Annotated in this window: 19 protein-coding genes; 16 read left to right on the top strand and 3 right to left on the bottom strand. The window is 70.5% G+C overall.

Annotated elements, in window-relative coordinates; all coding sequences use genetic code 11:
• Positions 1-4 precede the first annotated feature (4 nt).
• The 11 genes from pafA (at position 5) to BFF76_RS23305 (ending at position 10,905) form a co-directional block, all read left to right on the top strand.
• The gene (gene pafA / locus BFF76_RS23255) at positions 5-1,366 is read left to right on the top strand and encodes a Pup--protein ligase (protein ID WP_031099450.1); all 1,362 of its coding nucleotides are present in this window, start codon (positions 5-7) and stop codon (positions 1,364-1,366) included.
• 238 nt (positions 1,367-1,604) lie between these two features.
• A complete protein-coding gene (locus BFF76_RS23260) occupies positions 1,605-2,585 on the top strand; it encodes an FKBP-type peptidyl-prolyl cis-trans isomerase (RefSeq protein ID WP_031099448.1) in 981 nt (326 codons plus the stop codon).
• 64 nt (positions 2,586-2,649) lie between these two features.
• A complete protein-coding gene (locus BFF76_RS23265) occupies positions 2,650-3,024 on the top strand; it encodes an FKBP-type peptidyl-prolyl cis-trans isomerase (RefSeq protein WP_031099446.1) in 375 nt (124 codons plus the stop codon).
• A 115-nt stretch (positions 3,025-3,139) separates the two neighbouring features.
• Positions 3,140-4,093, top strand: a complete 954-nt coding sequence (locus BFF76_RS23270) for a helix-turn-helix transcriptional regulator (protein WP_031099443.1) — start codon at positions 3,140-3,142, stop codon at positions 4,091-4,093.
• A gap of 14 nt (positions 4,094-4,107) precedes the next feature.
• Positions 4,108-5,064: a helix-turn-helix transcriptional regulator gene (locus tag BFF76_RS23275; protein ID WP_053930961.1), complete on the top strand. Its 957-nt coding sequence runs from the start codon at positions 4,108-4,110 to the stop codon at positions 5,062-5,064.
• Between the two features lie 37 nt (positions 5,065-5,101).
• Positions 5,102-5,377, top strand: a complete 276-nt coding sequence (locus BFF76_RS23280) for a hypothetical protein (protein ID WP_031099437.1) — start codon at positions 5,102-5,104, stop codon at positions 5,375-5,377.
• Between the two features lie 23 nt (positions 5,378-5,400).
• Positions 5,401-5,595 (top strand): hypothetical protein, encoded by a 195-nt coding sequence (locus BFF76_RS23285; RefSeq protein ID WP_031099435.1) that lies wholly within the window; start codon positions 5,401-5,403, stop codon positions 5,593-5,595.
• A 215-nt stretch (positions 5,596-5,810) separates the two neighbouring features.
• Positions 5,811-6,107: a Sec-independent protein translocase subunit TatA gene (gene tatA, locus BFF76_RS23290; RefSeq protein WP_031099433.1), complete on the top strand. Its 297-nt coding sequence runs from the start codon at positions 5,811-5,813 to the stop codon at positions 6,105-6,107.
• A gap of 48 nt (positions 6,108-6,155) precedes the next feature.
• Positions 6,156-7,118 carry a twin-arginine translocase subunit TatC gene (tatC, locus tag BFF76_RS23295; protein WP_031099432.1) on the top strand — a complete coding sequence of 321 codons (963 nt, stop codon included), beginning with the start codon at positions 6,156-6,158 and terminating at the stop codon, positions 7,116-7,118.
• Positions 7,119-7,136: 18 nt separating this feature from the next.
• The gene (locus BFF76_RS23300) at positions 7,137-8,027 is read left to right on the top strand and encodes a diacylglycerol kinase (protein WP_053930962.1); all 891 of its coding nucleotides are present in this window, start codon (positions 7,137-7,139) and stop codon (positions 8,025-8,027) included.
• Between the two features lie 49 nt (positions 8,028-8,076).
• A complete protein-coding gene (locus BFF76_RS23305) occupies positions 8,077-10,905 on the top strand; it encodes a DEAD/DEAH box helicase (RefSeq protein WP_031099429.1) in 2,829 nt (942 codons plus the stop codon).
• 112 nt (positions 10,906-11,017) lie between these two features.
• On the opposite strand, the gene BFF76_RS23310 is transcribed toward BFF76_RS23305, so the two are convergent.
• The 3 genes from BFF76_RS23310 to BFF76_RS23320 form a co-directional block, all read right to left on the bottom strand.
• Positions 11,018-11,491 carry an SPW repeat protein gene (locus BFF76_RS23310; RefSeq protein ID WP_031099427.1) on the bottom strand — a complete coding sequence of 158 codons (474 nt, stop codon included), beginning with the start codon at positions 11,489-11,491 and terminating at the stop codon, positions 11,018-11,020.
• 239 nt (positions 11,492-11,730) lie between these two features.
• On the bottom strand, positions 11,731-12,378 hold the full coding sequence (locus tag BFF76_RS23315; protein WP_031099425.1) for a fasciclin domain-containing protein: 648 nt from the start codon (positions 12,376-12,378) through the stop codon (positions 11,731-11,733).
• 69 nt (positions 12,379-12,447) lie between these two features.
• Positions 12,448-14,076 carry a molybdopterin-dependent oxidoreductase gene (locus BFF76_RS23320; RefSeq protein WP_167359523.1) on the bottom strand — a complete coding sequence of 543 codons (1,629 nt, stop codon included), beginning with the start codon at positions 14,074-14,076 and terminating at the stop codon, positions 12,448-12,450.
• Positions 14,077-14,233: 157 nt separating this feature from the next.
• Here BFF76_RS23320 and BFF76_RS23325 point away from each other — a divergent pair, with 157 nt between their 5' ends.
• The 5 genes from BFF76_RS23325 to BFF76_RS23345 are packed head-to-tail and all read left to right on the top strand — an operon-like array spanning position 14,234 to position 19,758.
• Positions 14,234-15,505, top strand: coding sequence for an NAD(P)/FAD-dependent oxidoreductase (locus BFF76_RS23325; RefSeq protein ID WP_065848990.1), 1,272 nt, complete (start codon positions 14,234-14,236; stop codon positions 15,503-15,505).
• A complete protein-coding gene (locus BFF76_RS23330; RefSeq protein WP_107418476.1) occupies positions 15,502-16,227 on the top strand; it encodes a DUF1365 domain-containing protein in 726 nt (241 codons plus the stop codon). Before BFF76_RS23325 ends, BFF76_RS23330 begins: the two co-directional genes overlap by 4 nt.
• A complete protein-coding gene (locus tag BFF76_RS23335) occupies positions 16,224-17,558 on the top strand; it encodes a class I SAM-dependent methyltransferase (RefSeq protein ID WP_107418477.1) in 1,335 nt (444 codons plus the stop codon). The genes BFF76_RS23330 and BFF76_RS23335 overlap by 4 nt, the downstream gene beginning before the upstream one ends.
• Positions 17,555-18,949 carry an SAM-dependent methyltransferase gene (locus BFF76_RS23340; protein WP_065848991.1) on the top strand — a complete coding sequence of 465 codons (1,395 nt, stop codon included), beginning with the start codon at positions 17,555-17,557 and terminating at the stop codon, positions 18,947-18,949. The genes BFF76_RS23335 and BFF76_RS23340 overlap by 4 nt, the downstream gene beginning before the upstream one ends.
• On the top strand, positions 18,946-19,758 hold the full coding sequence (locus tag BFF76_RS23345; protein WP_065848992.1) for a DUF1295 domain-containing protein: 813 nt from the start codon (positions 18,946-18,948) through the stop codon (positions 19,756-19,758). The genes BFF76_RS23340 and BFF76_RS23345 overlap by 4 nt, the downstream gene beginning before the upstream one ends.
• The last annotated feature ends 27 nt before the right edge of the window (positions 19,759-19,785 follow it).

Here is a 19,785-nt window from a genome sequence, read left to right on the forward strand (position 1 = left end):
AGTCATGGACCGCCGCATTTTCGGGCTGGAGAACGAGTACGGCGTCACGTGCACGTTCAGGGGACAGCGCCGACTGTCACCTGACGAAGTGGCGCGCTACCTCTTCCGCCGTGTTGTGTCATGGGGCCGCAGCAGCAATGTCTTCCTGCGGAACGGCGCCCGCCTCTACCTCGACGTGGGATCGCATCCGGAATACGCGACACCCGAATGCGACAACCTGACCGAACTGGTCACGCACGACAAGGCAGGCGAGCGCATTCTCGAAGGCCTGCTCGTCGACGCCGAACGCCGCCTGCACGAGGAGGGAATCGCAGGCGACGTGTATCTCTTCAAGAACAACACCGACTCGGCCGGAAACTCCTACGGGTGTCACGAGAACTACCTCGTGGCCCGGCACGGAGAATTCTCCCGGCTCGCGGACATCCTCATTCCGTTCCTCGTCACCCGTCAGCTGATCTGCGGTGCCGGCAAGGTACTGCAGACGCCGCGCGGAGCCGTCTACTGCGTGAGCCAGCGTGCCGAGCACATCTGGGAGGGCGTCAGTTCCGCGACGACGCGCTCCCGTCCGATCATCAACACCCGGGACGAGCCGCACGCCGACGCGGAGCGGTACCGCCGCCTCCACGTCATCGTCGGTGACTCCAACATGTCCGAGACGACCATGCTCCTCAAGGTCGGCGCCACCGACCTCGTGCTGCGCATGATCGAGGCGGGCACGGTGATGCGGGACCTGACCCTGGAGAACCCGATCCGGGCCATCCGCGAGGTCAGCCACGACATCACGGGACAGCGGAAGGTGCGTCTGGCCAGCGGCCGTGAGGCCTCGGCCATCGAGGTGCAGCGCGAGTACTACGAGAAGGCCGTCGACTTCGTCGAACGCCGTGGCATCCGCACCGGCACCGTCGACCAGGTCCTCGAGCTGTGGGGCCGCACGCTGGACGCCGTCGAGGCCGAGGACCTCGACCGCATCGGCACCGAGATCGACTGGGTCATGAAGTACAAGCTCATCGAGCGGTACCGGGCCAAGAACAACATGACCATGTCGAATCCGAGGGTCGCTCAGATAGACCTCGCCTACCACGACATCCACCGGCGCCGCGGGCTCTACTACCTCCTGGAACGCAAGGGGCAGGCCGCCCGCATCTGCAACGACCTCAAGATCTTCGAGGGCAAATCGGTGCCCCCGCAGACGACGAGGGCGCGGCTGCGCGGCGATTTCATCCGCCGGGCCCAGGAGCAGCGGCGGGACTTCACCGTCGACTGGGTCCACCTCAAGCTCAACGACCAGGCGCAGCGCACCGTGCTCTGCAAGGACCCCTTCCGTTCCGTGGACGAGCGGGTGGAGAAGCTGATCGCGGGCATGTGAGCGCCGTGAATCCCCCTCGGCGGCCGTTTTCCGCCCAGGGGGCCGTAATGATGGCTTTTCGATTTCCCTGTGCAGGATGCCGCCACTGAGGGAAGTGGCTCCGCCTGCGAAAAGGGGCTCGCTGTACGCCGGGGTGCACCTGTCCCGGCGTACAGCTGTGTCGGTACCAGTGATGCCGCTGGGACGAAGTCGTAGAGTGGCGGGAGTGCCCGGAGCCCCCTACTCGCGAGTTGGACTGATGAACCCCACGAAAACTGCCCGGCGTGCCGCCGCCGTACTGGTTGTGCCCGCTCTGCTGTTCACCGCCGCCTGCGGGTCCGATGCCGCGGACGACGACGCACCGAAGAAGTCGGGGACCGTCGCCGAGGTGTCCGGGAAGTTCGGCGCCGAGCCCAAGATCGAGGTGCCCAAGGGTGCCAAGGTGTCCGACAAGGTCGCGGTGAACGACATCTCCGCCGGTGACGGTGCCGAGGTGAAGAAGGGCGACGTCGTCCGTCTGGACTTCGCCGGCAACATCCAGGCGCTCGGTTCCACCTGGACCCAGCGTCCGGGCGCCGACAAGAAGGCGCCGCGTACGCAGGTCGTGCAGGAGATCGGCCAGCAGGGACAGATGCTGCCGACCAAGGTGGCCGACGCGCTGACCGGCCACAAGGTCGGCAGCCGTGTCCAGGTCGAAGGCACCGCCGAGACCATCGTCGGTGACCAGCTGAACCCGCAGTCCGGGATCAAGCCCACCGACCCCCTGGTCTGGGTCGTCGACATCGTGAACGCCCAGAAGGTGGACAAGAAGGCCGAGGCGAAGGGCACCCAGGCCGCGAGCGAGCCCGGCATGCCCGAGGTGAAGGCCCAGTCGCAGAAGGCCGCGACGATCACCGTTCCCAAGGGTGAGAAGGCGCCGAAGAACCTCAAGGAGCAGGTGCTGATCAAGGGCGACGGCGCCGAGGTCAAGGCCGGTCAGGGCCTGGTCGTCCAGTACACGGGCGTGAAGTGGGAGGACGGCAAGAAGTTCGACTCCTCCTGGGACCACGGTGGCGCGAGCGTCTTCCCGATCGGCGTCGGCGGCGTCATCTCGGGCTGGGACAAGGGGCTGGTCGGCAAGCACGTCGGCGACCGCGTCCTGCTGACCATTCCGCCCGCCCAGGCCTACGGTGCCGACACGACGAACGAGCTGGCCAAGAACAACCTGGTCTTCGTCGTAGACATCCTCGGCGCTGTCTGAGCGGTGACATGAGTCGTGCGAGACTCGTGCGGTTGTCCCCAAGATTCTTTTTAGGAGCAATTCAGTGAGCATCGAGAAGCCCGAGATCGACTTCCCGGGTGGCGAGCCGCCGGCCGACCTGGAGATCAAGGAAATCTGGGAGGGTGACGGACCCGTCGCCCAGGCCGGTCAGACCGTCTCCGTGCACTACGTCGGTGTGGCCTTCTCCACCGGCGAGGAGTTCGACGCCTCGTGGAACCGCGGCACCCCGCTGCAGTTCCAGCTCGGTGCCGGCCAGGTCATCGCAGGCTGGGACAAGGGCGTCCAGGGCATGAAGGTCGGCGGCCGTCGCCAGCTGACCATCCCCGCGCACCTCGCCTACGGCGACCGCGGCGCGGGCGGCGGCGCGATCGCCCCGGGCGAGACGCTGATCTTCGTCTGCGACCTCGTGGGCGTCTGATCCGTCCCTCCGCAGCAGTCAGGGCCCGTGCCGCGAGGCACGGGCCCTCGCTTTGGTCCGGACACCCCGGGGCGGTACGGTCGACGGTCGGAGAGCACGTCGAGAAAGGGCGTCGATGGCGATTGCCAAGGCCGAACGGCTGATGAACCTGGCACTGTGTCTGCTGGGTACCCGGCGCCCGCTCAGCAAGCGTGAGCTCCGCGGGTCCATCGAGGCCTACCTGGAGGCGGGCTCCGACGACTCCTTCAACCGGATGTTCGAGCGCGACAAGGACGATCTGCGCGAACTCGGCCTGATCATCGAGACCGTGGAGAACCTGGACGGCGACACCGGGTACCTCGCGCGCCGCGACAGCAACCGGCTGCCCCCCATCACCCTGGACGCCGAGGAGGCCGCGGCCCTCGGGCTCGCCGCCAAGGTGTGGCAGCAGGCCCGTCTCGCCGGCGCCGCCAGCGGGGCCCTGCAGAAGCTGCGGGCCGCCGGCATGCCGGAGGCCGAGGACGCCTACGAGGTGCACAGCGCTCTCGAACCCCGAATCCCGGTCCACGAGGCGGCCTTCGAGCCGCTGATGCTCGCCTGCCGTGACCGTCGCCCGGTCACCTTCGACTACCGCAAGGGCAACTCCGCCCGCCCCGGGCAGCGCCAGGTCGAGCCCTGGACGCTCGAGTGCTGGCGCGGCCACTGGTACCTGGCCGGCTGGGACCGTGACCGGGGCGCCGAGCGGGTCTTCAGGCTGTCCCGGATCTCGGGCCGGGTCCGCTCCCGCGCCGGAGCCTTCACGGCCCCGGTCCCCGACGCCGTCACCGTCCGCGAGACCGTGGAGAGCTGGGCGGGGGAGACCGCCACCAGGACCGCCCGGATCAGGCTGCGCACCGGCTCCGGCTACCCGCTGCGCTCCCGCGCCGTGTCCGTACGGGAACTCGGTGACGGCTGGGACGAGTTGGAGATCCCGTACGGACACGGGCTGGACGCCTGGCTCGTGGAGTTCGGGCCCGACGTGATCGTGACCGAGCCCGCCGATCTGCGGGCCGACGTGATGGACCGGCTGCGCGCCGTGGCCAAGGACTGAGGAGACCCGTACTCGTGGCCACGAACGCGATCGACCAGACCCGGCGGATGCTCTCCCTCGTCACCTACCTGCGCGAGCGTCCCGGTGCGCACGTCCAGGACGTGGCCCGGGCCTTCGGGATCACCGAGGACGAGCTGATCTCCGACCTCGACGTCCTCCCCATGTGCGGGACCAGCTTCCGCGGGGGCGACCTGCTGGACATCGACACCGACGGTGACCGGATCTGGTGGCACAACCCGGACGACGTCGCCGAGCCGCTGCGGCTCGCCGCCGACGAGGCGACCGCCCTGCTCGTCGCGGCCCGCGCCGTCGCGACGCTCCCCGGACTGCGTGAGAGCGACCGGCAGGCGCTGGTGCGGGCGACCGCGAAGCTGGAGACGGCGGCCGGCGAGGTGGGTGCCGCCAGCTCGCGGCTCTCGGTCACCTTCGAGTCCGAGGGCGGCGTCTTCGCCGACGTCGACCGGGCGATCTCCGAGCGCCGCAGGCTGTGGCTCCGCTACTACTCGCCCGCGCGCGACGAGCTGACCGAGCGCGAGGTGGACCCGATCCGGCTGTTCGCCGTCGGCCACACCTATATGGAGGGCTGGTGCCGGCTCACCGAGGCGCGGCGCACGTTCCGGCTCGACCGGGTCGCCGAGATCAGACTGCTCGACGCTCCCTCCGCCCCGCCGGAGCTGGAGCTGCGCGATCTCTCCGAGGGCCTGGTCCAGCCCGCCGCCGAGGACCCGGAGGTCGTGATCGAGGTCGGTCCCGGCGGCCGGTGGGTCGCCGAGTACTACCCGCACGACAGCGCTGAGGAAATGCCCGACGGCGGCCTGCGCATCACGCTCCGCACCCCCGACCCGGCCTCCCTGCGCAGGCTCGCCCTGCGGCTGGGCGGCGAGGGACGCATCACGTCGCCCCCGGAACTGGCCGAGAGTGCCCGGCTGGCGGCACGTGAGGCACTGGCCGTCTACGACGGCGCGCTCTGAGCGGCGGCCACCGGTGGACCGAGGAGACAAAGGCCATATGACCGCGATATCGAGCACACAGACCGGACCGGCTCCGGTCCCGGTGCCCGACGCCGTACGCTTCCGGGCCGCCTGTCCGGACTGCCGTGAGCGGTTCGAGCTCGGGGCGGGAGCGCTGCGGCTGGCGATAGGGGCCGGCCGGCGTACGACCTTCTACTCCTTCACCTGCCCCGCGTGCGGTTCCGCCGTCCGCAAGCCGGCCGGGGAGCGCATCATCGAGCTCCTCAGTGGCGGCGGGGTACGGACGCTGCGTCTGCACACCGCCCCGCGGTAACGAGAGACACCGAGGATCCATCCATGTTCTGGCCCATGCTCGCCATCGCCCTCGGATTCGCAGGTCTGGCCGTGCTCGGAGTGCTGGCCGTCAAGGTCTTCGTCGAGGCGCAGCGGCTCGCCGGACAGGTCGCCGAGACCACCCGGCGGATCAACCGAGCGGCCGAGGATCTCGAACGAGCGGCCACCACCCTCGCCGACACCGGAGAGGCCCTGTGACGACGGGCGCGGCCTCCTGATTCACCGGTTCGGGGAGTACGCTGCTGGAGCGGCCCAGGCAGGGAGGTGCGGGCCGCAAGCGGGAGTACGCACGGGCATTGCCCCACGTTCACCCCTGCGGGTTACGATCGCTGCCAGCGCGAAGGTCGGACATGTGTCCGGTCGAACGGGTAGCGCGCCCACCCTCCAGACGCCTCAGTGAGAAGGAAGCGCACATGTCGATCGGCAATCTGAAGCCCCTCGAGATCATTCTGATCATCGCTGTCATCCTGCTTCTCTTCGGTGCCAAGAAGCTTCCCGACATGGCGCGTTCGCTCGGCAAGTCGGCCCGCATCCTCAAGAGCGAGGCCAAGGCCATGAAGAAGGACGACGCGGACCCCGCGGCGCCCACCACGGAGACAGCCGCGGACACCACCCCGCCCGCGGCCACCGCGCGCACGATCCAGGCCGCTCCGGGCGACGTCACCAGCGCCCGTCCGGTCAGCGAGCCCAAGCCCACCACCCAGAGCTGACAGCTGCTCCTAACCCCGGCAGCTGCCGATCGAGACGAGGGAAGTGGGTTGCTCAAGTCCGCCCGCAAGCAGGAGAAGGACGACGAGGGGCGGATGCCCCTCCTCGATCACCTGCGTGAGCTGCGTAACCGGCTGCTGAAGTCGGTCCTGGCCATCGGCGTGGTGACGATCGTCGCCGCCTTCTACCAGAAGGAGATCTACGACTTCCTCCTGAGCCCCCTCCTCACCACGGTGGGCTGCGAGGACGGCGTGGTCGTAGCCGTGGACGGCAAGCCCTGCGCCGTCGTGAAGACGGACACCCTCATGGGCCCCTTCACCAACGCGCTCAAGGTCGGCCTCATGTCGGGTGTGCTGCTCGCCACCCCGGTATGGCTCTTCCAGCTCTGGGCCTTCGTGGCGCCCGGGCTGCACAGGAGTGAGAAGCGCTACGCGTACGGCTTCGTGGCCCTCGGCGCGCCGCTGTTCCTGTCGGGTGCTTACCTCGCCTACGCGATTCTTCCGCAGACCGCCGAGATCATGCTCGGGTTCAGCCCGGCGAACGTCCAGAACCAGATCGCCCTCGACAGCTACCTCGACCTGCTGACCAGGATGGTCATCGTCTTCGGTCTCGCCTTCGAGCTGCCGCTCCTCCTCGTCGCGCTGAACATGACGGGTGTCGTGTCGGGCAAGAGGATGCTCGGCTGGTGGCGGGGCATGATCGTGGGTCTCACAGGATTCGCGGCGATCGCGACGCCCGGCGGCGAACCGTTGTCCATGCTCATCCTGGCGGGTCCGCTCGCCGCCTTCTACTTCATGGCCACGGGGTTCTCGCTCCTCAACGACAAGCGCAGACGCCGCAACAACCCCGACGCCGAGCTCGACGACGACGAGGCGTCGAAGCTGGACCTCACCCCCGAGGCCGTCGGCGCGATCGAACCGGTGTCCACCCGGGCCGCTCTGCCCGAGCAGGCCGGTGGCGAGGCGGACGGTGGCCGGTCCCACAGGCTCAACGGTTACGACGACATCACCTGACCTTGTAAGGTCCCGCGGGTGACCAGCGAGATCACCCTCTTCGTCAATCCCACCGCGGGAAGCGGCCGGGGCGCGCGAGCCGCGCAGCCGGCCGCTTCCGCTTTGCGGGACGCGGGCTTCTCCGTACGGACGATCCTCGGCGAGGACGCCGACGACGCCCTGCGGCGGGCCCGCGAGGCTGTGGCGCTCGGGACCGGAGCGCTGATAGCCGTGGGCGGGGACGGCATGATGTCCCTCGCCCTGCAGGCCGTCGCCGGAACCCCCACGCCGCTCGGCGCCGTGGCCGTGGGCACCGGGAACGACTTCGCCCGCGCCCTCGGACTGCCGGTCCGTGATCCGGCCGCCGCCGGCAGGCTGGCCGGCGAGGCGCTCAAGGCCGGGACGACGCGCGCGATCGACCTGGGCCGTGTCGGTGAGCGCTGGTTCGGCTCCGTGCTCGCCTCGGGCTTCGACTCGCGTGTCAACGACCGGGGGAACCGGATGCGCTGGGTCGGCGGGCGCTTCAAGTACGACCTGGCGATCCTCGCCGAGCTGGCCGCCTTCCGGCCGATCCCGTACAGCGTCAGGCTGGACGGCGGCCCGGTGACAGAGATCGAGGCGACGCTGATCGCGGTGGGCAACGGCACCACCTACGGCGGTGGCATGCGGATCTGCGCCGGCGCGGTCATGGACGACGGGCTCTTCGACGTGACCGTGGTCGGCGACTGCAGCCGGACCACCCTGCTCAAGGTCTTTCCGAAGGTGTACAAGGGGACGCACCTCGGGCACCCGAAGGTCACGGTGCACCGGGTCTCCTCGATAGAGCTGGCCTCGGCCGGTGTCACGGCGTACGCGGACGGCGAACCGCTGGGGGCGCTGCCGCTCAGGGCCACCTGCGTACCCGGCGCGGTCAGGGTCCTCGCACCGTGAAATAAAGATCGGGCTGACTGTCATACGGGGCGGGTAGGCTCGTATCAAGATGACAGAGGACCTCTCACCAGCTGAGCGATACCAGGCGTCCCGGGTCCGTGCGGCCGAGCAGGCCACCGCCCTCGGGCCCTTCCGCGAGATGTACGAATTCGGCCTGGACCCGTTCCAGATCGAGGCATGCCGGGCCCTCGAGGCCGGCAAGGGGGTGCTGGTCGCGGCCCCCACCGGGTCGGGCAAGACGATCGTCGGTGAATTCGCCGTTCACCTGGCCCTGCTGCAGGGCCGCAAGTGTTTCTACACCACGCCGATCAAGGCCCTGTCCAACCAGAAGTTCACCGACCTCGCCAGGCGCTACGGCGCGGACAAGGTCGGTCTGCTGACCGGTGACAACAGCGTCAACGCGGACGCACCCGTGGTCGTCATGACGACCGAGGTCCTGCGCAACATGCTGTACGCGGGCTCCCAGGCGCTCACCGGCCTCGGCTACGTGGTCATGGACGAGGTGCACTACCTCTCGGACCGCTTCCGGGGCGCCGTGTGGGAGGAAGTGATCATCCACCTGCCGGAGTCCGTGACCCTGGTGTCCCTGTCGGCGACCGTGTCCAACGCCGAGGAGTTCGGCGACTGGCTCGACACCGTCCGCGGCGACACGCAGGTGATCGTCTCCGAGCACCGGCCCGTGCCGCTGTGGCAGCACGTCATGGCCGGGCGCAGGATGTACGACCTCTTCGAGGAGGAGACCGACCACGGCGGCCGGGGCACCGGACGCCGCGAGGTCAGCCCCGACCTCGTCCGGCTCGCCCGGATGGAGAACCAGCGGGGGTACAACCCGCGCGAGCGCCGGCGCGGCAAGATGGTGCGCGAGGCCGAGCGCGAGCGCGAGCGCCGTCAGCGCAGCCGCATCTGGACGCCGTCCAGGCCCGAGGTCATCGACCGGCTCGACGCCGAGGGCCTGCTGCCCGCGATCACCTTCATCTTCAGCCGGGCCGGCTGCCAGGCGGCCGTGCAGCAGTGCCTGCAGGCGGGGCTCCGGCTCAACGACGAGAGCAAGCGCCGGCTGGTACGGGAGATCGTCGAGGAGCGGACCGCGTCCATCCCCGGCGAGGACCTGCACGTCCTCGGCTACTACGAGTGGCTCGAAGGCCTGGAGCGGGGCATCGCCGCGCACCACGCCGGAATGCTGCCGACCTTCAAGGAGGTCGTGGAGGAGCTGTTCGTCCGCGGTCTGGTCAAGGCGGTCTTCGCGACGGAGACACTCGCACTCGGCATCAACATGCCCGCGCGTTCCGTGGTGCTCGAGAAGCTGGTGAAGTGGAACGGCGAGCAGCACGCCGACATCACGCCCGGCGAGTACACCCAGCTGACCGGGCGCGCGGGGCGCCGCGGCATCGACGTCGAGGGCCACGCGGTCGTCCTGTGGCAGCGGGGCATGGACCCCGGCGCGCTCGCCGGCCTCGCCGGCACACGGACGTATCCGCTGCGCTCCAGCTTCCGGCCCTCGTACAACATGGCCGTCAACCTCGTGCAGCAGTTCGGGCGGCATCGGTCTCGTGAGCTGCTCGAGACCTCCTTCGCGCAGTTCCAGGCCGACCGGTCCGTCGTCGGGATCTCCCGGCAGGTCCAGCGCAACGAGGAGGGCCTCGAGGGCTACAAGGAGGGCATGACCTGCCACCTCGGAGACTTCGAGGAGTACGCGCGGCTGCGCCGTGACCTCAAGGACCGTGAGACGGACCTGGCCAAGCAGGGGGCGGCCCAGCGCCGGGCCGCCGCCGCCTCCTCCCTGGAGAAGCTGAAGCCGGGCGACGTCATCCACGTCCCCACCGGCAAGTTCGCCGGACTCGCCCTGGTACTCGACCCGGGACTGCCCGCCGGACGGACCAACGGCCATCGCGGGCTGGAGTATCACGACGGACCGCGCCCCCTGGTGCTGACCGCCGAGCGGCAGGTCAAGCGGCTGGCCCACATCGACTTCCCCGTGCCGGTCGAGGCGCTGGAGCGGATGAGGGTGCCCAAGTCGTTCAACCCGCGCTCACCGCAGTCCCGCCGCGACCTGGCCTCCGCGCTGCGCAGCAAGGCGGGGCACATCGATCCGGGACGGCACCGCAAGCAGCGGGCCGCCGCGGCCGACGACCGGGAGATCGCGCGGCTGCGCACGGAGCTGCGCGCACACCCCTGTCACGGATGCGACGAGCGCGAGGACCACGCCCGCTGGGCCGAGCGCTATCACCGGCTGCAGCGCGACACGCGGCAGCTCGAGCACCGCATCGAGGGCCGGACGAACACCATCGCCCGGACCTTCGACCGCATCGTCGCGCTCCTCACCGAGCTCGACTATCTGCGGGGGAGCGAGGTCACCGACAACGGCCGGCGGCTGGCACGGCTCTACGGCGAGCTGGACCTGCTGGCCAGCGAATGCCTGCGGGACGGCGTCTGGGAGGGCCTCAATCCAGCCGAACTCGCCGCGTGCGTCTCGGCGCTGGTCTACGAGGCGCGCCAGGCGGACGACGCGGTCGCACCCAAGCTGCCGTCCGGACCGGCGAAGGCCGCGATGGGCGAGATGATCCGCATCTGGGGCAGGCTCGACGCCCTGGAAGAGGACTTCAGGATCAGCCAGACGGAAGGGGTCGGCCAGCGGGAACCCGACCTCGGTTTCGCCTGGGCGGTCTACATGTGGGCCTCGGGGCGGACGCTGGACGAGGTCCTCCGCGAAGCGGAGATGCCGGCCGGTGACTTCGTGCGGTGGTGCAAGCAGGTCATCGACGTACTCGGTCAGATCGCGGCAGCCGCGCCCCGGGAGGGCAGCTCGGTCGCGAGGAACGCGCACAAGGCCGTCGACGCGGTGCTGCGGGGTGTGGTGGCGTACAGCTCCGTGGGGTGAGAGGACCTGAGCGCACGGGGGTCGACCCTGAGCGCGGAGGAGTTGACCTGAGACACGGGAGTGGCCGCAGGCGGATGACGTTCCGCCTGTGGCCACTCGTGCGTGAACCCCCTCAGGTCTTCTTGTTCTTCACGGCGACTCCCGCGCAGACCGCCCCCAGGACGACCGCCAGTCCGCCGACGATGACGTTGTTGAGGATCACGCCCATGTCGGGGCTCGAGCCCACGATCCAGGTCGACACGATGAGCCAGGCGCCCAGCGCGCAGATGGCCAGGCTCATGCCGGTCATCCGCTCGGGCATGGCGGTGAAGCAGAGTGCCAGCACGGCTATCGCGAGACCGATGACGAGGTTGTGGGTGACCAGGGCGGGCTGGCTCGTGGTGAAGTGAAGCACCCACGGCGAGACCGCGCAGTACAGGCCGACCAGGAACACCGGCGCGTCGGCCATCGCGGTGGTACGCCCGCCGCCCATCACGCGGTCGTGGCGCGCCCGCATCTCATCCGCGTCGGGATGCCCGGAGATGTCTCTTCCGGCGGTGTCCGATCGCCCGGACACATCCCTTCCGGTGTGTGAGAGGTTACTCATGAGGATGGTCTCCTTCGCACTTGCCGAAGCGACCGCGATCAGGGGACGCGGCCCTGTGCTCTCCTGACAAGTGTGCTCTTATATGTCCCTTATGTGTAGATTTCCAGGTGGCGGAATCCCGCGTTTTCGTCGACGGCACGAACGAGCCCCGAGGCCCGCGCAACCCCGGCCGTGGGGTCGGAGAGCGCGGTCCTCGGGGCTTGTCGCTGTCAGCCGCCGGCGCACCGACGGCCGTGGGTTCAGCTCGCCGGCATCAGAACGGTGTCGACGATGTAGACCGTGGCGTTGGCGGTCGGGACGTTGCCGCAGACGACCTTGGAGGAGTCGTTCACGGTGTACTCCTCGCCCGAGCCCGCCGTCGTCAGCTCGGTCTTGGCCAGGGTGTCGAAGGAGCCCTTCTCCAGCTGGGCCGGCGTCAGCTTCTCGCCGACGACGTGCGCGGTGAGCACCTTGGTGAGCTCGGCCTTGTTCGCGAGCAGCTTGTCCAGGTCGGCCTTCGGGATCTTGGCGAAGGCGTCGTTGGTGGGGGCGAACACCGTGATGTTCTCGGCGCTGTTCAGGGTGTCGACAAGGCCGGCCTGCTTGACCGCGGCGACCAGGGTGGACAGGTCCTTGTTGTTGGACGCGGCCGTGGCGACCGGGTCCTGGGCCATGCCCGCGAACGAGCCCGCACCCTCGGCCGGGACCGAGGCGCAGCCCGGCCCGAACGGCTCGTCCATGGTCGCGGCGCTCTCGGTCTCCTTGGCCGGTGCGCTCGACGCGGCCTTGTCCGCACCGGAGTCGGACGAGGCCTTGTCCGAGTCGCTGGAGCAGGCGGTCAGTGCGAGCGGCAGCATGGCTGCGGCGGCGGCGGTGACGGCGATGCGGCGGAGGTGACGGCTGTTCATGGTGTTCTCCTGAATGGATCGTTGATCAACTGTGGAAAGGAAAGAGAGGGCTGGGCGGACGGGGCGGAGTCAGGTCACGTCGACCACCACCGAGTGCCACCCGGTCGCACCGTCGGGTACGGTGCCGACCCGCTTGTCGGTCTGTGTGGCGCCGGTACGGTCCGTCGCACGGACCTCCAGGGTGTGGTTGCCGGTCGTGGCCGGCCATTCCCACACCCACTGGCGCCAGGTGTCGCGGCCGGCCTCCGCGGCCAGTCGCGCGGTGTGCCACTCACCGCCGTCGACCCGGACCTCGACCCGGGCGATGCCCCGGTGCTGGGCCCAGGCGACTCCGGCGACGGGTACGGTCCCCGCGCGCGGCGCGGCGAAGGGGCGGGGGGTGTCGATGCGTGACTGGGTCTTGACCGGCGCTTCGCGCGACCAGTCGCGCTCGACCCAGTAGGCGTCGTACGCGTCGAAGGTCGTGAGCTCGATGTCCTGGATCCACTTGCACGCCGAGACGTAGCCGTACAGACCCGGGACGACCATCCGGACCGGGAAGCCGTGGTCGAACGGCAGCGGTTCGCCGTTCATACCGACCGCGAGCAGTGCGTCGCGGCCGTCCATGACCTCCTCGACCGGGGTACCGATCGTCATCCCGTCCACGGAACGCGCCACGATCTGGTCCGCGCGTCCGCCCTTCGACGGGGGCTTCACCCCGGCCTCGCTCAGCAGATCCGCCAGGCGCACGCCGATCCACCGCGCGGTGCCGACGTAGGGGCCGCCCACCTGGTTGGACACACAGGTCAGCGTGATGTCGCGCTCGATGAGCTCGCGCCCAAGGAGGTCCTGGAAGCTGAGGGTGACGGGCCGCGCCACCCCTCGGCCGCGGATGCGCAGCCGCCACTCGCCGGCGTCGACACGCGGCACCACCAGAGCGGTGTCCACCCGGTAGAAGTCCTTGTTCGGGGTGGTGAAGGAACTCAGACCCCGGATGCCCAGATCCGCTCCGCCCGGTATCGCGGGCGCGGGGGATGCCGGCGCCGGGAGCACGACGTCGCCGCGTGAGGCGGAGACCCCGGCCAGCCGGGACGCCTGGAGTCTTCGGCCCAGGAGTCCCGCACCGGCCGAGGCCGCCGCGGCCGCGGTCGCCGCGATGACGAAGCCACGGCGGTCGAAGGCGCCCTGTTCCCCGCCGTCCGTCCCCCCAGCCGCGGGAGACGGAACGGCGGGCGGGGCCAGCCGTCCGGCCAGGAGATACAGCACTCCTGCGGCCACCAGCGCGCCCACGACCGAAGGCAGTACGTCGACCGGACGGCCCTCGGGCCGCCCGGCCGCGGACACTGCCCCGACCACGCCGAAGACCAGGACGGCCGCAGCGCCGGTCCACCGGTGACGCAGAGCCAGGACCCCCACCGCCATGGCGAAGAGCGCCAGGAGGAAGAGGATCCCGAGCTGCAGCACCAGCTTGTCGTCCGTACCGAAGTTCCTTACGGCGAAGTCCTTGACGGCCGCGGGAGTGCGGTCGATGACCGCCCCGCCCACGGCCGTGACCGGACCCGCCTCGGGGCGTACGGCGGCGGCGACCAGTTCGGCGACGCACAGAGCCGTGAACCCGGCGATCAGACCGCTGAGCGCGGCGAACGCGGCGCGTGCCCAGCGGGAGCGCCGGGCCCCGGAGGCCCCTTGCTTCTGCGAAACGTCTTGGTCTGTTCTCACACCGGGGGTTCGACGCAGATCGCCCGGCGGATTGGTCGTTCACCCGATGGAAGGAAGTCCGATCATCGGCCAATCCGCGGGGCCCGCTGTCTCGAATGACCTCTGAGGGGCACTCCCGTAGGGCCCCGGCCAGACCTGTGACACCGGAAGGAACCGAATGACAGGGGAACGGCGGCGCACAGCCGTAGTGGGCAGCGGGGTGGCGGGACTGACCGCCGCGTACGTTCTGGGAAGGGCGCACGACGTGACGCTCCTCGAAGCGGACCCGCGCGTCGGCGGCCACGCCCACACCCACGACCTGAGCTCGACGGACGGCCGGACACACCGCGTCGACTCGGGGTTCATCGTGCACAACCGGCGGACGTACCCCCATCTCCTGCGGCTCTTCGACGAACTCGACGTGGCCACGCAGGAGTCGGAGATGAGCATGTCCGTGCGCTGCGAGGGCTGCGGACTCGAGTACGCGGGCGCCCGCGGCGCCACCGGGCTGTTCGCCCGGCCCGGGTCGGTGCTCCGGGGCGCGTACCTGCGCATGCTGACAGAGGTGGTGCGGTTCCACCAGGCGGCCAGGGCGTTGCTCGCCATGCCCGAAGGAACAGGGGTGATGACCCTGGGCGAGTTCGCGGAACGCGGCCGCTTCTCCCCGTACTTCCGCGCGCACTTCCTGACCCCGATGGTCTCCGCGGTCTGGTCCTGCGACCCGGTGACCGCCCTGCGCTACCCGGCCCGCTACCTCTTCCGCTTCCTGGAGCACCACGGAATGCTCACCATCGGCGACTCGCCGGTCTGGCGGACCGTCACCGGCGGCTCGCGCGAGTACGTCGGCCGCATCGCCAAGCAGGTGCACTCGGTGCGGACGGCCACCCCGGTGAGGACGGTGCGCCGGCACAGTGACGGCGTGGAGATCGTCACCGAGGACGGCACCACCGAGGAGTACGACGCGGTCGTCGTCGCCACCCACCCCGACCAGGCGCTCGCGCTGCTCGCCGATCCCACCGACGAGGAGAAGCGCACTCTCGGGGCGTTCCGCTACTCCCGCAACCCCACGCTGCTGCACACCGACACCACGCTGCTGCCGCGCAGCCGGGGGGCCGCCGCCTCCTGGAACTACCTGATGCCGTCCTGCGCCGCCGACGCAGACCGGGTCACCGTCAGCTACGACATGAACAGGCTCCAGCGGCTGGACGCCCCCGAGCGCTTCGTCGTCACGCTGAACGGCGCCGACCGCGTCGACCCGGACCTCGTAGGAGCCCGCATGGTGTACGAACACCCCGTCTTCACCCCGGAATCGGTCGCCGCCCAGGAGCGGCTGCCGGCGCTCTCGGGACCCGTCACCGCCTTCGCGGGGGCGTACCACGGCTGGGGTTTCCACGAGGACGGCTGCCGTTCGGGAGCCGAGGCCGCCGCCGCGCTCGGGGTGGACTGGTGACCGGCGCCCTCTACCCGTGCACCATCAGCCACGTGCGGACCGCGCCCCGCAGATACGGCCTGCGGCACCGCACCTATCTGTGGCTCATAGACCCGGACAGCCCACCGCGGCTCCCCGCCCTGCTGCGCCCGCTGGCCGGCTTCGACGCACGCGACCACTTCGGCGGTACGGCGCCCACCGTGCGGGCCGGACTGGAACAGTTCCTGCGCACCCGGGACATCGACCTCGACGGCGGCCCGGTCACCATGCTCACCCAGGCCCGGGTGTTCGGCCACGTCTTCAACCCCCTGACCGTCTACTGGTGCGGCCGCCCCGACGGCAGCCCGCTCTGTGTGGTCGCCGAGGTGCACAACACCTACGGGGAGCGGCACTGCTACCTGCTGCGGACGGACGAGGCGGGGCGTGCGGTGACCGAGAAGGACTTCTACGTCTCGCCGTTCTTCCCGGTGGACGGCCGCTATCGGATGCGGCTCCCCGAGCCCGGCCCGCTGCTGAACCTGACGGTCCACCTGGAGCGCGAGGACGCCCGCCCGTTCACCGCGACCGTACGCGGCACCCGGCGTCCCGGTACGCCTGCCCAGCTCCTCCGGCTGTTCCTGCGCCATCCCTTCTCCACCGCGGTCGTGTCCGCCGCCATCCGGCTGCACGGCATCCGGCTGTTCCTGCGGCGGCTGCCCGTACAGCCCCGTCCCCGTCATCGCACCCAGGAAGGCATGCAGTGAAGGTGCCCACCTCTCCCACCTCACCCAGCTCCACCACCCCGGCTGTGGCCCGGGCCCGCCGCGGCGCCGTCCCGGCCCAGACCCGGGCCATCACACCCCCTCCCCAGGGCGTGGACCCGGAACGATGGCCCGATGTCGCCACCCAGCCACGGGCCTCCGGCATCAGGACCGCCATGGCCGAACGGCTCGTACGGCACGCCCTCTCCCGGCTTCCGCTGCGTGCCAGGCTCGCCGGCCGCGACAGCATCGGGCTGGGCGGACCGCTCATGGAGATCCGACGGCCCGACGCGTTCTTCCGGCGGATCGGGGCGAGCGGGCTCATCGGCTTCGGCGAGTCCTACATGGCGGGCGAGTGGGACTCGCCCGACCTCGTCGGTGTCCTGTCCGTCCTCGCCGGGAACGCGGCCGAGCTGGTACCCGCGCCGCTGCAGAGGCTGCGGGGCCTGTGGGCGCTGCGGCAGCCGGCCGCGCAGGCCAACACCCCCGAGGGCTCCCGCGACAACATCAGCCACCACTACGACCTGTCCAACGACCTCTTCGCCCTCTTCCTCGACGACACGCTGACGTACTCGTCCGCCGTCTTCCGGGGGTTCCCGGCCGAGCGGGACCTGCTGCCCGCCGCCCAGCACCGCAAGATCGACCGCCTGCTCGATCTGGCGGGCGTGGGCCACGGCACCGAGCTGCTGGAGATCGGCACGGGCTGGGGCGAACTGGCCCTCCGCGCCGCGGCGCGCGGAGCGCGGGTCACGACGCTCACCCTCTCCAGGGAGCAGCAGGAGCTGGCCAGGGGGCGGATCCGCGAGGCCGGCCACGAAAGCCGTGTCGACGTGCGGCTCTGCGACTACCGGGACGTCACCGGGGAATACGACGCGATCGTCAGCGTCGAGATGATCGAGGCGGTCGGCGTCGACTTCTGGCCGGTGTACTTCCGCACCCTGGAGCGCTGCCTCGCCCCCGGCGGCCGGATCGCGCTCCAGGCGATCACCATGCCGGACGACCGGATGCTGGCCAGCCGCAGCACCTACACCTGGATCCAGAAGTACATCTTCCCGGGCGGCATCCTCCCCTCCACCGAGGCCGTCGAGCGCGTCACCACCGCGCACACCGGTCTGCGGATGAGGCAGCGCAGCACGTACGGCATGCACTACGCCGAGACCCTGAGGCTGTGGCGGGAACGCTTCGAGGAGCGGGCCGCCCAGGTCGATGCCCTCGGTTTCGACGCGACGTTCCGACGTATGTGGACCTTTTACCTCGCCTATTCCGAGGCCGGCTTCCGGTCCGGCTATCTCGATGTGCAGCAGATTCTCCTGACCCATGAGGACACCGTGTGAACACCTTTACCGACACCCCGGGCACCGGCGCCGCGCAGCGGATCGCGCCGGTCATCGAGCAGTTCCTCGGCGGTCCGCCGCCGGTCAGGCTCAGGATGTGGGACGGCAGCGAGACCGGCCCGAAGGACGCTCCCACGGTGCACGTCCGTTCACGCCGGGCGCTGCGCAGGCTCCTCTGGCAGCCGGGCGAACTCGGCCTGGCCGAGGCATACATCACCGGTGACATCGACATCGACGACGACCTCGCGGACGGACTGCGGGCGATGCGCCGCGCGTCACGGGAGCAGGGCCTGGAACTGCCCCGCCCGGGCATCGCCGACCGTCTCAGGGCGGCCGGCACCGCCCTGCGCCTCGGCGCGGTCGGCCCCCGCCCACCCGTTCCCGCCGCCCGGGCCGGGCTCAGCGGCGCGCTGCACAGCAAGGCCCGTGACCGGGCCGCCATCAGCCACCACTACGACCTCTCCAACGCCTTCTACTCGCTGCTGCTCGACGAGACCATGGCCTACTCCTGCGGCTACTGGACCGGTGCCGGCCCGGACTACGGGCCGGCCGACGCCCAGCGCGACAAGCTGGAACTGATCTGCCGCAAGCTCGGGCTCACGGCGGGCGCGCGGCTGCTGGACATCGGCTGCGGCTGGGGGTCCCTGACCCTCCATGCGGCGGGCCGGCACGGGGTCCGCGTCACCGCGGTCACCCTGGCCAAGGAGCAGGCGGCGTACGTGCGGGCGCGGGTCGAGGAGCGCGGCCTGCAGGACCTCGTCGAGGTGCACAACTGCGACTACCGCGACGTCGCGGGACTGCCCGGCTTCCAGGGCTCGTACGACGCGGTCTCCACCGTCGAGATGGGGGAGCACGTCGGGGACGCCGAGTACCCGGCCTTCACGGCGCTGCTCCACTCCGTGCTCCGGCCGCAGGGGCGCGCCCTGGTCCAGCAGATGTCGCGCGGCTCGACCGCCCCCGGCGGCGGGGCCTTCATCGAGTCGTACATCGCGCCGGACATGCACATGCGCCCGCTCGGTGAGACGGTCGGACTCCTCGAAGGAGCGGGGCTGGAGGTCCGTGACGTGGAATCGATGCGCGAGCACTACGTGCTGACCGTCGAGGCATGGCACCGCACCCTGGAGGAGCGCTGGTCCGAGTTCGTGGCGCTGGTCGGTGAGGAGACCGCCCGGGTGTGGCGCCTCTACCTGGTGGGCGGCGCCCTCGCCTTCGAGGAGCGGCGTATGGGAGTCGACCAGATCCTCTCGGTGCGGCCCGACGCGGAGGGGGCGGCGGGCACGCCCGCCACCCGCCACGGCTGGTACGCGGGACTCGGCGCCGTGGCCGGCCAGGGCGGTCACACCCCGGCCGAGCCGGCGATCGCCGGGCAGCGCCCCGGGTCCGTCCGGTGAACGGCTTCGCCTGGCAGGCGTTCGCCCTGAACCTGGCGGCGTCCGCGGTCGCCGCCCTCTCGGTCATGCTCATCACGTTCCTGATCGCACTGCGCAAGCGCATGCACCGGATCGTCGACGTGGCGTGGGGCCTCGGCTTCGCGGCAGTCGCCCTCGCCTCGTACGCGATGTCGGCCGGCGACGGGGACGAAGGACGCCGGCTGCTGATCACCGCACTCACCGCGGCCTGGGGCCTGCGTCTGGCCGTGCACATCGGCCGGCGGGGCCGGGGCCACGGCGAGGACCCGCGCTACGAGGCCATGCTGGCGAAGGCGCCGGGCAATCCGGACCTGTACGCCCTGCGCAAGGTGTACCTGCTGCAGGGCGCGCTGGTCTGGCTCATCTCCCTTCCCGTGCAGGCGGGTTACTACCTGCCGGGGCCGCTGGACGGATGGGCCTTGGCCGGTGCGGCGCTGTGGGCCGTGGGGCTCGGCTTCGAGGCGGTGGGCGACGCCCAGCTGGCCCGGTTCAAGGGTGACCCGGCGAACAAGGGCCGCATCATGGACCGGGGGCTGTGGTCCTGGACCCGGCACCCGAACTACTTCGGCGACTTCTGCGTCTGGTGGGGGCTCTTCCTCGTCGTCTGCGCCGACCCGGTGGTCGCGGCCACCACGCTCGTCTCGCCCGTCGTCATGAGCCTCCTGCTCACGATGGGCAGCGGCAAGGCCCTGCTGGAGCGGCACATGGAGGGACGGCCCGGGTACGCCGAGTACGTCGCCCGCACCAGCGGCTTCTTCCCCCTGCCGCCGGGCACGCTCCGCCGGAGCTGAACGACGCCGGAGACGGGTGTGCCCCCG

This window comes from Streptomyces mutomycini (assembly GCF_001700505.1).
In the GTDB taxonomy this organism is placed as follows: Bacteria; Actinomycetota; Actinomycetes; order Streptomycetales; family Streptomycetaceae; genus Streptomyces; species Streptomyces mutomycini.

What these genes read in the sequence shown, in the direction of transcription:
- pafA (WP_031099450.1), top strand. Translation starts at nt 5, where the DNA reads ATGGACCGCCGCATTTTCGGGCTGGAGAACGAGTACGGCGTCACGTGC.
- BFF76_RS23260 (WP_031099448.1), top strand. Translation starts at nt 1,605, where the DNA reads ATGAACCCCACGAAAACTGCCCGGCGTGCCGCCGCCGTACTGGTTGTG.
- BFF76_RS23270 (WP_031099443.1), top strand. Translation starts at nt 3,140, where the DNA reads ATGGCGATTGCCAAGGCCGAACGGCTGATGAACCTGGCACTGTGTCTG.
- BFF76_RS23280 (WP_031099437.1), top strand. Translation starts at nt 5,102, where the DNA reads ATGACCGCGATATCGAGCACACAGACCGGACCGGCTCCGGTCCCGGTG.
- BFF76_RS23285 (WP_031099435.1), top strand. Translation starts at nt 5,401, where the DNA reads ATGTTCTGGCCCATGCTCGCCATCGCCCTCGGATTCGCAGGTCTGGCC.
- tatA (WP_031099433.1), top strand. Translation starts at nt 5,811, where the DNA reads ATGTCGATCGGCAATCTGAAGCCCCTCGAGATCATTCTGATCATCGCT.
- BFF76_RS23305 (WP_031099429.1), top strand. Translation starts at nt 8,077, where the DNA reads ATGACAGAGGACCTCTCACCAGCTGAGCGATACCAGGCGTCCCGGGTC.
- BFF76_RS23310 (WP_031099427.1), bottom strand. Translation starts at nt 11,491, where the DNA reads ATGAGTAACCTCTCACACACCGGAAGGGATGTGTCCGGGCGATCGGAC.
- BFF76_RS23315 (WP_031099425.1), bottom strand. Translation starts at nt 12,378, where the DNA reads ATGAACAGCCGTCACCTCCGCCGCATCGCCGTCACCGCCGCCGCCGCA.
- BFF76_RS23325 (WP_065848990.1), top strand. Translation starts at nt 14,234, where the DNA reads ATGACAGGGGAACGGCGGCGCACAGCCGTAGTGGGCAGCGGGGTGGCG.